The 15,153-nt window shown below is 68.2% G+C and carries 11 protein-coding genes; 6 read left to right on the top strand and 5 right to left on the bottom strand.

What is annotated here, in order from left to right; genetic code table 11:
• Positions 1-51 precede the first annotated feature (51 nt).
• A complete protein-coding gene (locus tag AC1DSC_RS27720; RefSeq protein ID WP_012745421.1) occupies positions 52-1,311 on the top strand; it encodes an O-antigen ligase family protein in 1,260 nt (419 codons plus the stop codon).
• On the opposite strand, the gene AC1DSC_RS27725 is transcribed toward AC1DSC_RS27720, so the two are convergent.
• Genes AC1DSC_RS27725 through AC1DSC_RS27735 form a run of 3 tightly spaced genes read right to left on the bottom strand, consistent with a single transcriptional unit; the run spans position 1,312 to position 2,893 of the window.
• Entirely contained in the window at positions 1,312-1,725 is a 414-nt protein-coding gene (locus AC1DSC_RS27725) for an ABZJ_00895 family protein (protein ID WP_436287137.1), read from the bottom strand.
• On the bottom strand, positions 1,722-1,931 hold the full coding sequence (locus AC1DSC_RS27730) for a zinc-finger domain-containing protein (RefSeq protein WP_012745419.1): 210 nt from the start codon (positions 1,929-1,931) through the stop codon (positions 1,722-1,724). The genes AC1DSC_RS27725 and AC1DSC_RS27730 overlap by 4 nt, the downstream gene beginning before the upstream one ends.
• A gap of 8 nt (positions 1,932-1,939) precedes the next feature.
• On the bottom strand, positions 1,940-2,893 hold the full coding sequence (locus AC1DSC_RS27735; protein ID WP_012745418.1) for a branched-chain amino acid transaminase: 954 nt from the start codon (positions 2,891-2,893) through the stop codon (positions 1,940-1,942).
• Between the two features lie 131 nt (positions 2,894-3,024).
• On the opposite strand from AC1DSC_RS27735, the gene AC1DSC_RS27740 reads away from it, so the two are divergent.
• On the top strand, positions 3,025-4,032 hold the full coding sequence (locus AC1DSC_RS27740) for a recombination-associated protein RdgC (protein ID WP_012745417.1): 1,008 nt from the start codon (positions 3,025-3,027) through the stop codon (positions 4,030-4,032).
• 27 nt (positions 4,033-4,059) lie between these two features.
• On the opposite strand, the gene AC1DSC_RS27745 is transcribed toward AC1DSC_RS27740, so the two are convergent.
• The gene (locus tag AC1DSC_RS27745) at positions 4,060-4,503 is read right to left on the bottom strand and encodes a hypothetical protein (protein ID WP_012745416.1); all 444 of its coding nucleotides are present in this window, start codon (positions 4,501-4,503) and stop codon (positions 4,060-4,062) included.
• Positions 4,504-4,739: 236 nt separating this feature from the next.
• Positions 4,740-6,128 carry a DNA repair protein RadA gene (radA, locus tag AC1DSC_RS27750; protein ID WP_478131985.1) on the bottom strand — a complete coding sequence of 463 codons (1,389 nt, stop codon included), beginning with the start codon at positions 6,126-6,128 and terminating at the stop codon, positions 4,740-4,742.
• 80 nt (positions 6,129-6,208) lie between these two features.
• Between radA and AC1DSC_RS27755 the strand changes: the two genes are divergently transcribed.
• From AC1DSC_RS27755 to AC1DSC_RS27770, 4 genes are read left to right on the top strand one after another with little or no spacing between them, the layout of a single operon-like run.
• Positions 6,209-8,593, top strand: coding sequence for a type VI secretion system Vgr family protein (locus AC1DSC_RS27755; protein WP_436287136.1), 2,385 nt, complete (start codon positions 6,209-6,211; stop codon positions 8,591-8,593).
• A 7-nt stretch (positions 8,594-8,600) separates the two neighbouring features.
• Complete coding sequence (locus AC1DSC_RS27760; protein WP_436287135.1) at positions 8,601-10,184, top strand: hypothetical protein; 1,584 nt, start codon at positions 8,601-8,603, stop codon at positions 10,182-10,184.
• 42 nt (positions 10,185-10,226) lie between these two features.
• Positions 10,227-14,558, top strand: coding sequence for an RHS repeat-associated core domain-containing protein (locus AC1DSC_RS27765; protein ID WP_436287134.1), 4,332 nt, complete (start codon positions 10,227-10,229; stop codon positions 14,556-14,558).
• A 43-nt stretch (positions 14,559-14,601) separates the two neighbouring features.
• Positions 14,602-15,141 carry a hypothetical protein gene (locus AC1DSC_RS27770; RefSeq protein ID WP_436287133.1) on the top strand — a complete coding sequence of 180 codons (540 nt, stop codon included), beginning with the start codon at positions 14,602-14,604 and terminating at the stop codon, positions 15,139-15,141.
• Positions 15,142-15,153: the final 12 nt, after the last annotated feature.

Below are 15,153 nucleotides of genomic sequence, written 5' to 3' on the forward strand. Positions count from 1 at the left end.
GTGCGCGAAGCCTGGGGGAGTACCAAGCCTTCCACCTAAAATGCCGCCCCTATGCAGAGATCGCACATCGTCAGGCCCGCGGCCATGTTCTGGGGGTTGGTGGTGTTCATGCCCGTCGGCCTCACCTACCTTTCGGCCCTGCTGCTGCTCGCCACCATGCTCTTGGCCGGCGGGCTGCGCGAGCGCTCCGCGCGGCTGCGCGCCAACCCGCTGTGGTGGCCGCTGGTGGCGTACCTGGCCTGGACCTTCATCGTGCTGGCCATCGGGCCGCACTACCCCGAGACCGGCTCGAACCTGTTCCACGGCCTGCGCATCGGCCTCACCATCCTGATGGCGATGGCGCTCACGCGCGAGGAAGCGGTCTGGGCGCTGCGCGGCTTCCTGCTGATCGCGGCGCTGAACATCCTGCTGGTCGTGGCCTACTACGCCATCGGCTTTCCGATCTGGTCGCCGCTGCGCGCGGTGGTCATGGAAGTGGGCAACAAGTCGATCAGCAATGCGCTGCTGTTCAGCGTGGTGGCGTCCACGGCCGCCGTGTGGGGCATTGCGCAGATCGCCGCGCACCGGCCGCTGCGCGCCATTCCGGCTTTCGTGCTGATGCTGGGCCTGGGGCTGGTGGTGGCGCTGCCGCTGACCTCGCGCACCTCGGTGCTCGCTCTGCTGCTGGTGATCCCGGTGGTCTGCATCCACCAGTGGCGCAGCCACCTGAAGATGCTGGTGAGCGCGCTGGTGCTGGGCGCCGTGGTGCTGGCGGCCGCGCTCTACCAGCTGCCGCAGCTGCAGCACAAGGTCGAGACCGGCGTGGAGGAAATCGAGAAGGCGCAGGCCGGCGAAATCTTCAAGGGCAGCTGGGTCATCCGCTACTACATGTACCGCGACACCGGCCTCATGATCGCCGACCGGCCGCTCACGGGCTGGGGCATCGGGGGCTGGACCGACCAGTGGCACAAGCGCGGGCCGGCCCTCTTCGCCGACTCGAACATGCCGCACAACGACTTCCTCTGGGTCGGCGCGCAGGGCGGGCTGCCGGCCTTGCTGAGCCTGCTGGCCATCATGGCGGGCGCCGTCTGGCAGGCGTGGAAGCGGCCCGACATCGCGGGCCGCTATGCGCTGGCGGCCACGCTGATCGCGCTGATTGCGTCGAGCGTGAACTCGGCCGTGCGCGACGCGCAGATCGGCCTGGCGCTGCTGTGGATCGCGATGGTCTACCTGCGGCTCGCGCAGGAACCGCGGGAGACGCAGCCCTGGCAGGGCCTGTGGCCGACGCGCCGCATCGCGGCAGCGCTCGAAGTCCCGCCGCAATCCCGATAGCTATCTGCTGCTGCGCCTGGCTTCGGCGGCCGCGAGCTGCCGGCCGGCCATGCCGACGAAGAAATAGATCACCGCGGCGTGCAGCACGCCCACGAAGAGCAGCACCAGCAGCATCGGCCCCAGCTGCAGGACCGAGGCGCCGGCAATCATGGCCGCCGCCACCGAGACCGCGGCCTGGATCGCCAGGTCGATCGCGATCATGCCGAGCACGGCACGGGTCTTTTCACTGCGCGCGAGGTAGCGACCGTTCTTCTTGCCGAAGGCCAGGCACACCCACATCACGGCGCCCAGCAGCGCGGCGGTATTGACGCCCGCGTTGGCCTGGACGCCGAACATGTTCAGCGCCAGGCCCAGGATGAGCAGCAGGAGCAGGTAGGCGGCGCCGAAGCGCCCGAGCAGGCCGCGAACGGTCAATGCCGCGACGACACCGTCTCGCCCGCCTTCAGGCGGTAGACGGTGCCGCAGTACGGGCACTTGGCTTCACCGGTGCGCGCCACGTCCAGGTAGACCTTGGGGTGGGTGTCCCAGAGCTTCATGTCGGCCTTGGGGCTGGGGCAGAACACGCCGCCCTGATGGTTGAGCTCCCTGGCCAGGAGTTCGACGACTGCGTTGGTAGGCATGGTTTTTCTCATACTTTCGTGAGCCAGTGGGCGTATTTGGGGTTCTTGCCGTTCACGATGTCGAAGAAGGCAGCCTGGATCTTTTCGGTGATGGGGCCGCGCGAGCCGCCGTCGCCGCGGTTGCCGATCTCGATGCGGTCGAGCTCGCGGATGGGCGTCACTTCAGCGGCGGTGCCGGTGAAGAAGGCCTCGTCGGCAATGTAGACCTCGTCGCGCGTGATGCGCTTTTGCACCAGTTCGAGCCCCAGGTCCTTGCACACGTGCAGGATGGTGTTGCGCGTGATGCCGTTGAGCGCGCCGGCCGAGAGGTCGGGCGTGTAGACCACGCCGCCCTTGACCACGAAGATGTTCTCGCCCGCGCCTTCGGAGACGAAGCCGCTCGCATCGAGCAGCAGCGCCTCGTCGTAGCCGTCGTCCAGCGCTTCCATGTTGGCGAGGATCGAGTTGGTGTAGTTGCTCACCGTCTTGGCCTGCGTCATCGTGATGTTGACGTGGTGGCGGGTGAAGCTGGAGGTCTTCACGCGGATGCCGCGCTTCATGCCCTCTTCGCCCAGGTAGGCGCCCCAGGACCAGGCCGCGACCATGGCGTGGATCCGGTTGCCCTTGGGGCTCACGCCGAGCTTTTCGGAGCCGATCCAGATCAGCGGGCGCAGGTAGCAGCTTTCGAGCTTGTTCTCGCGCACGACCTGCTTCTGGGCTTCGTTGAGCTGCTCCTGCGTGAAGGGAATCTTCATGCGCAGGATCTTGGCGCTGTTGAACAGGCGCTCGGTGTGCTCGGCCAGGCGGAAGATCGCCGTGCTGCCGTCGGCCGTCTTGTAGGCGCGCACGCCCTCGAAGGCGCCGCAGCCGTAGTGCAGCGTGTGGCTCAGCACGTGGATCTTGGCGTCGCGCCAGTCCACGAGTTCGCCGTCCATCCAGATCTTGCCGTCACGGTCGTCCAGCGAGGGGGGGATCGAGCTCATTTCCTGATTCCTTTGGGAGCTGTGTGGGGAGCGACGGGGGAAGTCGCAAAAGCTTTCGATTTTACGGCCGAGCCCGCAACGCCGTGCCCGACAATGGCCGGTTGTCCAAACCAGTGGAAAAAAGGGTTTCCGTGTCCGTATTCAAGAACGTCATCGTCTATCGCATCGAACCTGCCTGGTCCCAAACACTGGCCGAGGCCGAAGAAGCGCTCGCCAAGGCGCGCTTCGAGCCCTGCGGCCCCTCGCAGGAAAAATCCGCCGGCTGGGTGGAGCCCCGCGGCGAAGCCAACGGCCCGCTGGTCGAATCCATCGACGGCCAGTGGCTGGTCGAATACATGATCGAGAGCAAGGCGGTGCCCGGCTCCGTGGTGCGCCGCAAGCTCGACGAGCGCTGCGCGCAGATCGAGGCCGCCACCGGCCGCAAGCCCGGCAAGAAGGAAAAGAAGGAGCTCAAGGAGGACATCACCCTGGAGCTGCTGCCGATGGCCTTCACGCGCAGCGCCCGCGTGGCCGTGTGGATCGACAAGGCCGAGCACCGGCTGGTGATCAACAGCGGCAACGCCTCGCGCGCCGACGAAGTGGTCACCAGCCTCGTGAAGTCGCTCGACGGCTTTGCGGTGGCCCTCATCAACACGCAGGTGGAGCCGGCCGCCGCCATGGCCAACTGGCTGCTGACGCAGGAGCCGCCGGCCGGCTTCACCATCGACCGCGAATGCGAGCTCAAGGCCTCGGACGACTCCAAGGCCGTGGTGCGCTACGCCAAGCACCCGCTCGACATCGAGGAAGTGCAAAAGCACATCACCGACGGCAAGCGGCCCACGCGCCTGGCGCTCACCTGGGACGACCGCGTGTCCTTCGAGCTGACGCACGGCATGCTGATCCGCAAGATCGTGTTCCTCGAAGGCACGGGCGACGGCGCGGCCGGCGGCAAGAAGGAAGACAACTTCGACGCCGACGTGGCCATTGCCACCGGCGAGCTCGGCCAGCTGGTGCCGGCGCTGCTCGACGCGCTGGGCGGCGAGGCGGCCTTCAGCGGCGCCCCCGCGGACGCAGCAGCAGCGCCGAAGGCTGCGGCGGCAGCACCCACGACCACCACGCCGGCCGATGCCGAAGCCGAGGAAGAAGACGCGCCGTTCTGACGCGCGGCGCTTCTTCCTGGCTGCTTCCTAGCCCGCCTTGTCTTCTTCGGAAGACGGCGCGTCGTCGGGCGCGGCTTCGGGCCGCGTCAGCGTCCAGCTCTGCAGCTTGCCGCCGTTGAACACGGCGTCGACGTACGAGCCGCCGGTGTCGGTCCAGCGGTAGAGCTCGGGCTGCTCGTCCTTGGGCGAGCGCAGTTCGCCCAGGGCACGCGTCATCGCGATCACGTGCATCAGCGTCACGCCCGGCTTGAGCTTGGCGTTGAGCATCACCGCGCTCGCCACATAGCCCACCGGCCGGTCGGCCGCGCGCTTGAGCACCTGCATCGCGCGGTTGAAGTGCAGCAGCAGGAACATCACGATGGCGCCGCCGGTCAGCGCCACGCCGGCCCAGCCGTAGCTGCGCCATGCGAGCCCGAGCAGGACGATGCCGCCCACGGGCACCCATATTTTCTGGAAATTCATGGGGCGCATTGTCGCCTTGCGCGGTAGCGGCCGTTGCTACTGCCAGGCGCGCAAGGCGGTACTCGCCCCGAAAAGCGCATCGAGTCGCGGTTCCAGCAGGCACATTTCACCGCACGGGCCGACGCAACCGGCTTCAGGGAGAGGCAACCGAGGTTGCCAGCACAACATGGCACACATCGTGGGAACAGGGAGGATCGCCCGGCGCGCCCCTGGCGCGCCGGGCATTTTTTCCCTGGCAACCGGTCTTAATCCAGGCGGCGGACCACGTCCATCGCCTCCTCGATACGTTCTACGGCATGGATCGTCAGACCTTCGATCTCCTTCGTGCCCTTGCGCGGCGCATTCGCCTTGGGCACCACGGCCACGCTGAAGCCCAGCTTGGCCGCTTCGCGCAGGCGCTCCTGGCCGCGCGGCGCGGGGCGCACTTCGCCCGCAAGGCCGACCTCGCCGAATGCGATGAATCCCCTGGGCAGCGGCTTGCCGCGCAGGCTCGAGGTGATGGCGAGCATCACGGCCAGGTCGGCCGCGGGCTCGCTGATGCGCACGCCGCCCACCGCGTTCACGAACACGTCCTGGTCCATGCAGGCCACGCCCGCGTGGCGGTGCAGCACGGCCAGCAGCATCGCGAGCCGGTCGCGGTCCAGGCCCACCGAGAGGCGGCGCGGGCTCGGCCCGCCGTTGTCGACCAGCGCCTGGATCTCCACCAGCATCGGCCGCGTGCCCTCGAGCGTGACCAGCACCACGCTGCCGGGCACCGGCTCGGCATGCTGGCTCAGGAAGATCGCGCTCGGGTTGGCGACGCCCTTCAGGCCGCGCTCGGTCATGGCGAACACGCCGATCTCGTTGACGGCGCCGAAGCGGTTCTTGATGGCGCGCACGAGGCGAAAGCTCGAATGCGTGTCGCCCTCGAAGTAGAGCACCGTGTCGACCATGTGCTCGAGCACGCGCGGTCCGGCAAGCGCGCCCTCCTTGGTGACGTGGCCCACCAGCACCACGGCCGTGCCGCTGGTCTTGGCAAAGCGCGTGAGGTGGGCCGCGCATTCGCGCACCTGGGCCACCGAACCCGGCGCAGAGGTGAGCTGGTCGGAGTACACGGTCTGGATCGAGTCGATCACCGCGATGGCCGGGCGCGTGGCGTCGAGCGTGGCGATGATCTTCTCGAGCTGGATCTCGGCCAGCACCTGCACCTGCGAGTGGTCCAGGCCGAGCCGCCTGGAACGCAGCGCCACCTGCGCGCCGCTTTCCTCGCCCGTGACGTAGAGCGCGTTCTGCCCCGCGCGCTGCAGCGCATCGACCGCCTGCAGCAGCAAGGTCGACTTGCCGATGCCCGGGTCGCCGCCGATCAGCGTGACGCCGCCCGAGATGATGCCGCCGCCCAGCACGCGGTCGAGCTCGTCGAGCCCGGTGGGCGTGCGCGCGACGTCGGTCGCTTCGATTTCGGAAAGGGTTGCGAGCTCCGACACGCCCGCCAGCGCGGCGTACTGCGTGCCGAAGCGGTTGTTGGCCGGGCCGCTGCCGCCCGCCACCTGTTCGATGAGTGTGTTCCAGGCGCCGCAGCTCGGGCATTTGCCGAGCCACTTGGGACTGGTGCCGCCGCATTCGCTGCAGACGAAGAGAGTTTTTTCCTTGGCCATGCCGAAGTGTAGGGAGACGCAAGAAGCGAAATGTGTTTTGGTCAAGGAAATATGGGCCCAACCTAGGGAGTCTCAACGCCATGTCCGCCTTCAACCGCGGCCGCAAGCTCGCCGCAACTTCCAGCGCCATGCCCACGCTCGCAGGCATGGACGCACTCGAACCGATGCGGGTGGAGGGGGAGGAATCCCTCAGCCGCCCCTACAGCTACACCATCACGCTGACCACGCCGGAGTCGCCGGACATCGATGCGCGCTCGGCGGCGAACGTCAAGCTCAAGCCCCTGATCGGCGAGGAGTTCAGCGTGCACATCCTGCTCGACGGGCGCCCCGGCGGCGCGGGGCAGGAGCGCCACATTTCCGGCCTGGTGACGCGCGCCCGCTTCCTGCGCCTGGAGAACAGGCGGGCGCTCTACGAAGTGGTCATCGAGCCTTGGCTGAGCCTGGCGCAGCGAACGCGCGACTACAGGATCTTCCAGAAAAACAGCGTGCTCGACACGGTGGGCGAGGTGCTCGGCGCGTACGGCTTTGCGCTTTCCGTCCGAGCCACGGGCAGCTATCCCGCGCGCGAGTTCGTGGTGCAGTATGGCGAGACGGACTACGACTTCGCGAGCCGCCTGCTGCACGAGTGGGGCCTGTACTACTACTTCGAGCACGGCGAGGCCGGCCACACGATGGTGATCGTCGACGACATGCAGTCGCACCGGCCCTTTCCGGCCGGCGGCTACGAGCAGGTTCCCTTCGGCGCCATGCAGGCATCGTCCAACGAGGAGCATTGCCACCGCTTCCGGCTGTCCGAAGGCCTGCAAAGCGGAAAGTGGATCACGGGCGACTTCGACTTCACGCGGCCGAAGGCAGACCTCACGCAGGCCCGCGCGATGCCGCGGCGCACGCAGCACAGCACGCGCGAGGTGTTCGCGTGGCCCGGCAACTACGCCGTGGAATCCGAGGGCGAGCAGCTCGCGCGTGCGCGCATGGAAGAAGCCGGTGCGCCGGGGCAGGTGGCCAGCGGCGCGGGCAACCTGCGCGGCGTGGCGGCCGGCCATCGCTTCACGCTGGTCGGCCATCCGCAGGACGGCGCGAACGCCGACTACCTCGTCACCGCGGCACGCCTGTTGCTGCAGGAAGCGGGCGACGCCACGGGGCAGGAAGAGTTCCAGTGCAACGTCGAGTTCGAGGTCATCCCGGCAAGCAACATCTTCCGCCCGACCCCGGACGCGGCCAAGCCGCGCACCGCCGGGCCGCAGACCGCGGTGGTCACCGGCCCCGCGGGCCGCGAGATCTGGACCGACCAGTACGGGCGCGTGAAGCTCAGCTTTCACTGGAACCGCTACTGCACCCGGGACGAAAGCAGCTCATGCTGGGTGCGGGTGTCCTCGCCGTGGGCCGGCACCAACTTCGGGGGCATGCAGATTCCGCGCATCGGGCAGGAGGTGGTGGTCGACTTCGAATACGGCGACCCCGACCGGCCGATCATCACCGGCCGCGTCTACAACGCGGACAACATGCCGCCGTGGGAGCTGCCGGCGAATGCCACGCAAAGCGGCCTGCTGTCGCGCAGTTCCGAAGGCGGCACCAGCGAGAACGCGAACGCCCTTCGCTTCGAGGACAAGAAAGGCGAAGAGCAGCTCTGGCTGCATGCGGAGAAGGACCAGCTGATCGAGGTCGAGAACGACGAGGTGCACACGGTGGGCCGCGACCGCACCAAGACCGTCGACCACGACGAGACCAGTCACATCAAGAACGACCGCACGGAAACGGTGGACCGCAACGAGACGATCACGGTCCATGGCCAGCGCGCCGAGACGGTGGACGGCGACGAGACGGTCACCGTCAAGTCCAACCGCAGCCACTCGGTCACCGGCACCGAGACCCTCACGGTCACGGGCGACCAGACCCACACCGCCAAGGCCAACCGCACCGCCAGCGTCACCGGCAACCAGAGCACCTCGGTCACGGGCACGGATTCGCTCGCGGTGACGCAGGCCCGCAGCGTCACGGTCCAGGACAGCGACACCTGGAACGTCGCCCTCGGCCAGACCACCACCATCGGGCAGGCCTACCAGGTTTCCGCCAGGTCGCACACCGGCACCTACAACGACGCGATGACGCTGAACGTGCCGGCCGGCCCGGCCTCGGCCACTTCGCAGGGCGACTTCTCCCTGACCAGTTCGGCCGCCAACATCTATGGAACGGCCGCCCTCAACGTGGGCCTGTTCGCGCAGGGCGGGGACTTTTCCGCCGTGGCCTCGACCAATGTCGGCGTGAGCGCCGAGGGCGGCACGCTGGACACCTACTCGTCCGGCGCCATGACGCATGCGAGCCCGACCAGCGTGGTGCTCAATGTCGAGGGCACGACGGTGGAGGTCACGCCGGGGCGCATCGTGCTGCGCGCCGGCAGCGCGAACCTGATGCTGGACGACGCCGGCGTCACGGTCAACGGCACCAAGATCTTCCTGAACTGCTGAGGCCGCCATGTCGACACGCAACCCCGTCGAGAAGCGCATGGCCCAGCTGCACGACCTGTGGTGGGAGCGCACCGATGACCCGGTCCTGCGCGCCATCGTGCTGCGCGCGCCGCCCGACTCGCAGCGCATGCTGGAGGCCTTCTTCACGCTCCAGATGGTCGACAGCGAATACAGCACGCCCGATCTCTTCCTGCGGCTGGACACGGCCTTCGAGACCGGCTTTCGCTACAGCCGCGAACTGCGGCAGCAGTTGATCGACACGTACAGGCACAACCGGCCGCAGCTCGTGAAGCAGGGAGTCGCAGCCCACTGGGACGAGGAAAGCCAGCCCGGCTGGGACAGCGCCGCCGGCTTCGTGGAGGCCGGCTGTTCGCTGGCGCGGCACCTGCGCTGCCAGCGCATGTCGGTCGTGCTGCAGCCCGCCAGCGTGAGCGACGCCGACTGCTTCGAGCGCTGGTTCGATGCGGCGATGCAGACGCCCATGCCGCCGCAGGAAGCCGGCCTGCTGCGGCTGGTGCTGGTGGACGACAGCGACTCGCGCGCCTGGCAGCCGCTGGTGGAGCGGCACGCGGGCGCGATGCGCGTGGTCGATGCGCCGCTGGACATCCTCGAGGCCGCGCGCGAGATCGCCGCCCAGAGCGGCGGCGGGGGCAGCGGCGCGGCTCTCTTCCGCCAGCTGTATGCCGACATGCTGTCGCTGCTGCGCCTGGGCGACGCGGCCGGGGTGGAGGCCGCGGGCGAACGCGCCTTGCGGCTGGCCACGCGCAACGGCTGGGCCGACCAGCGTGCCGTGCTCGACATGATGGTGGGCGGTGCCTGGCTGCAGGCGCGCGACTTCGGCGCGTCGATCACGCGCTACCGCCGGGCCCGCGATTCGGCGGCCGAGGCGGCACAGGCCGGCAACCCCATGGGTGCCACGCTGTTCATGCAGGGCTGGATGGCCGAAGGCGGGGCCTGGGCCGCGTCGGGCGACATGAAGCAGGCCGCCCACGCGTTCGAAGAGGCCGCCGAAGCGGCCCACCGCGTGCCCCACCCCATGTTCGCCATCGAAGGCCAGCGCGCCGCGGCCCAGGCCTGGCGCAGCGCCGGCGAGCGCGACCGGGCCTGGGCCTCGGCGCTGGCGGGCATCCGCGAGGCGCGCACCATGGCCGACGCCGACCGCCCCCAGAGCACCGTGCCGCAGCTGCTGCACGACATGCTCGTCATGCAGGACCCCAGGCGCTGCGAGCGCATCGCGCACTGCGCCACCCGCTACGAGCGCGACGCGCGCGCGGCCCTGGTCGACGCCGACCTGGCCGGCCATCGGCTGGGCGCGCGGCCGCCGCGGCCCGCGATCGACGCCATCGAGGCACAGCTCGCGCAGCGCTACGAACAGGCATTCCAGACCCTGCTGCGCGAGCGCGAGAAATGGGTCCAAGGCAGCGAGGACGTGTTCCGCACCGTCATCGCGCTGGGCCGGCAGTGGCTCGATCCGGCCTGGAGCGGGCTGCCGCATGTGAGCCATCCGCTGGACCAGGGCGTCGACGAATGGCGCGAGCCGCCGGCGTTCGCCCGCCTGCCCGATCCGCAGCCCTTCGTCGAGGCAGCCTGAACCGCGCCGCCTCGGCCCAACACACGCCGGAGAGAAAGCACCTTGTTCTTCGCGGCCAAGCACTTCGACCCCCAGCTGGGCATCGACGCCCACACCTACCTGGCGCCGCCCGGCGTGTGGCCCACGCTGCACGTCGGCATCGTGATGGACCCGTTCGACTACCTGCCGACCATCCAGGTCTCGCCCGACAACCCGATCGTGAAGGGCATGGCAGCCGTGGACGGTGCCATGCAGGCGGGCCTGGACACCATCGGCCAAGGCACCGCAGCGCCCGAGGTGCCGGCACCGCCGGGCGCGCCGGCCGGCGGCGGCGAGATGCCCGAGAGCATTCCCTTTCCGCTCGGTGCCACCGTCGAGGTGGCGGGGGTGCGCCGGGCCAATGCCGGCACGGGCGGCGTGGACTTCCACGTCCTCGTCGGCGCCCCCATACCGGTGATCAAGGCGCCCGGCGGCCCCCAGTTCGAGGACGAGCTTTTCATGGGCAGCCGCATCGTGCTGGCCGATGGCGAACCCTTCTCGCGCATCGGCGTGCCGGTGCTGGCCTGCAACATCGTGGGCCTGGTGCCGCCGTTCCGAAAGAAGAAGGCGGTCAAGCCCCTGCGGCTGAGCCTGATGCTGCCGACCACCTTCAACGTCGCCATCCCGCCGCAGGTGTTCGTGGGCGGGCCGCCGACCATCTCGTGGGGCGCGATGGTCCAGCGCGGGCTGTTCAAGGCGCTGGGCCGGGCCTACACCCGCATCGCGCGGCGCGTGTTCAAGAACATGCCGCCCGGCTTCCTCAAGTGCCAGGTGCTGCGCGCCGAACCGGTGGACATCCGCGATGGCAGCGTCTCGGTGACGCACGAGGACTTCAGCATTCCGGGCCGGCTGCCGCTGAGCTGGACGCGCGTCTATGCATCGCGCGACCACGCCCTGCCCGGCCATTGCGGCCACGGCTGGCAGACGCCGGCGGATGTGCGCCTGATGGTGGAAGCCGACGGCCTGCTCAGCCTGCAGGGGCCGGAGGAATTCGCGCTGTTCCCGGCCCTGCCGCAGGCCGAGGGACAGCAGGTGCTCGACGTGGTGGACGGTGCGCGGCTGATGCGCCAGGGCACGGCGCTCGTGGTGCGCTTCAAGAGCGGCCTGCGCTACCACTTCGAGGATGCGCTGTCGCCCGAGGGAAAGCTGCAGGCCGCGACCCTGCCCATCGCGCGCATCGAGGATGCGTGTGGCAACCACTGGCGCTTCGTGCGCCAGGGCCGCGACCTGGTGCGCATCGCCGAAAGCGGCGTGGACGGCCTGCCGGGCCGCAGCATCGAGGTGCAGTCGCGCGGCGGGTACATCGAGTCCATGGCGCTGCGCGACCCCGCCACCGGGCAGGACCATCCGCTGGTGCGCTACCGCCATGCCGACGGCGACCTGCTGGCGGCCATCGATGCGCTGGGCGCGGCGCGCGAGTTTGCGTACCTGCAGCACCGCATGGCGCGCCACACGGATCGCACGGGCCTGTCGTTTCACTACGCCTACGACGAACAATGGCGCGTGGTGCACGCCTGGGGCGACGGCGGGCTGCACGACTACCGCTTCGCCTACAACGCGGCGCTGCGGCAGACCGAGGTGACCAACTCGCTGGGGCACCTCACGGTGGTCAAGTTCGACGAGGCGGGGCTGCCGTTGGCGGAGATCGATCCGTTGGATGGCGTGACGACCTTTGAGTACGACGATGTGGGGCGGACCGTGGCGGTGACGGCGCCCGGGGGGCTGCGCACCGGGTTCACGTATGACGCACGGGGCAACCTGCTGGGGGTGCGGCGGCCGGACGGGAGCACCATCGGCAACGAGTTCGACGACGAGGACCGGGTGCTCGCCGTCATCGATCCACTCGGCCATCGCTGGACCCAGACCTATGACGCTCGCGGTCTTCTGGCCAGCCAACGCGACCCGCGGGGCGCCATCACGCGTTTCGCGCACGATGCTCGCGGGCAGCTGGTACAGCATGTCGATGCACGGGGTGCGCTCACCCAGTTGCGGCATGACCGGCACGGCCAGTTGCGCGCGCTGACCGATCCGCTGGGCCATGAAAGCCGCTTCGACCACGACGTACTGGGCCGGTTGACCGAGCAGACCGACGTGCTGGGCCGCGTGTACCGCTATCACCACGATGCCAAGGGACGGTTGTTGCGTATCGAGCACCCGGGCGGCGGGCAGATCAACTGCAGCTACGACGCAGAGGATCAGTTGGTCGTCCATATCGACGAAGGCGGCGCCCAGACACGGCTGCAGTATGTGGGCACCGGCCGCATCAGCCGGCGCATCCAACCCGATGGCCAGACGGTGCAATACCACTACGACACCGAGGAGTGGCTGGTCGGACTGACCAACCAGCGCGGGGAGCGCTACACGCTGCGGCGCGATGCGTTGGGCCGCATCGTCGAGGAGGTGGACTACTGGGGCCAGTCGCGCCACTATCAATACGACGCGGCGGGACGCCTGGCGGCCACCATCGACCCGCTGGGCCAGCGCATCGCATTCGCCAACGATCCGATGGGCCGCATCACGCGAAAGACCTTCGCCGACCCGTTGCGGCCGGATCGACAGGTGCAGGAACACTTTGCCTACGACCTGTGCGGGCAACTGGTGGAGATGCGCAACGACGCCATGCACGTCAAGCGCCGCTTCGATCCCGCAGGTCTTTTGCTGGAAGAGCGGCAAGGCGGTTTCCGGGTGACCTACCGGTACGACGAGGCCGGGAACCGCGTCCTGCGCGAGACCAGCGCGGGCCATCGCACGGCTTGTGCCTTCGATCCGGGCAACAGGCTGGAGAGCCTCACCATCGACGACCGGCCTCCCATCGTGATGACCCGCGACGCGCTCGGCCGCACCACCCACGAGCAACTGGGCCCAGGACTGGAACGTCGGTTCGACTACGACGCGCGCGACCAGTTGACGGCCCAGCGCCTGCTCAAGGATGTGGCACCGGTCTTCGACACCCGCTACGACTACGACCGCGCAGGCCAACTCGTGAGCCGAAGCGACAGCCAGCAGGGCGTCGACCAGTACCGCTACGACGTGCTCGGGCAGCTCCTGGAACACACGGCGCCCCAGGGCCGAATCCAGCGCTTCCTGCACGATCCGGCCGGCGACCGCCTGCAGACGCGCATCCGGCTGGCGCCGCTGAAGCAGGTGGCCGGTGGCGAAGCCGACCGCGAGGCTGTGCTCTGGACGCGCGAGGGCAGCCTCGAGGGCGTCCACTACGTCTTCGACCGCGCCGGGGGTCTGGTGCGGATGGGCAGCGCCGAATCGGCCGACGGCGGACTGGACCTGCTGTGGGATGCGAACCATCGATTGGCCGAAAGCCGCAGCGGCGCGGCCGCCACACGCTATGGCTACGATCCGGCGGGCCGACGGGTCTTCAAGCGCGGCCCGACACAGACCACCTGGTTCTTCTGGGATGGCAATGCGTTGCTTGGCGAGATGGTCGAGGACAACGATGCGCCACGGCCACCCCTGGCCTCGCCGTCAAGCCCCATGCTGCGCCTGGCGGGCGCCCGCCAGCCCCCTGGCAAGCAGGGTCGGCGGTACCAGCACGCACGGGAGTACGTGTACTACCCCTCCACCTTCGTGCCACTGGCGCTCATCACGCACGGCGGCGGCGTGACCCGCACGCTGCACTACCACGTCGACCCCAACGGTTGCCCGACGCGCATCACGGACGAGGACGGACGCGTGGTCTGGTCGGCAAGCTTCGACGCCTGGGGTGCAATCACGGCACTGCATCGAGAAGAGGTCTCGAACCCGCTGCGGTTCCAGGGGCAGTACTTCGACCCGGAAACACGGCTGCACTACAACAGGTACCGCTACTTCGATCCGAACAGCGGCCAATTCATCTCGCAGGACCCGCTGCGGCTGCGCGCGGGCGAGAACCTGACGCGCTATGCCGAGAACCCGATCCTTGGCATTGATCCACTAGGCCTGGAATACAAGAAGGTCAAGAAGGTCTGGGAACCTGGCGAGAGGGGGGGCAACGGGCACCCGATTCTCGGGCGCGTCGTGGGCAATGACAACAAGTTCGACCACTACGAGAATCCAGGTCACCATGACCCGATCCCCAACAACCCGGGGCGCGGAACAGCGGACTACGACACCGGCAAGAGCGTGCTGCCCGACAATCACCTGGCATTGTTCCTTAGCAGTCGCTCCTATCCCAACAAGCGCAAGGTGCGGTACGCCAGGGACAGTGAGGGCAATATCCATCAGTTCCAGGACTCCGGCTGGCGCACATACCACTGGGCGGGCTCGCAGGTCGGCGTGACGCGCGATGGCGAGAGGAAGGGCCTCAGCCTTGATCGCGATCAGCTGCGGTTTGCTCGAAGCATCCCCCTATGCCGCGAATAGCTGACACCGCGCAAGGACCATCTTCATGGGAAATCATTGACCGATGCAAAACCATCTCTTCGGCTGCAGGGAAGTCCTCCAATTCGAGATCGGCCCGAAAGATCCGGCAAGCGTCTGGATGCGCCGTGTTGACATCCACGCACTGAACCTCCACGTGACCGAGCGCGACAATCACGTTTACGTGCCGAATTTCATCTTCAATCTGGACGATACCTTGGCGAGCTTCAAGAAGAAAGCCCGGTTCGAACAGAGACCGGATGTCTTCGGCGAACTCGGGCCCAAGGACATACATCTCCTCTTCACGGATGACTCGGATGATTCCGGCGAGGATTCCATCCCTCCCGGTCTCTCGGCCTTGTACGCCTTCCTGGAGTTCGGTGACATCACGCTAGACGTTTCGAGCTACCTGATCCCTGTCCAAGGCCGCCTGTACCTGACCTGCGAAATCCGAGGACCCCATGGCCCTGTGGAAAGAGACATCCGGGTCGCCGAAGTTTCCATCGAGACATTGAGCCAGACCATGGCAGCCACGCTGGCCCTGGTCGCAGACGAATACGACGGCGACAAATCCTTTCTGAGCTGACATCCACACGGG

Source organism: Variovorax sp. 01N425 (assembly GCF_056399465.1).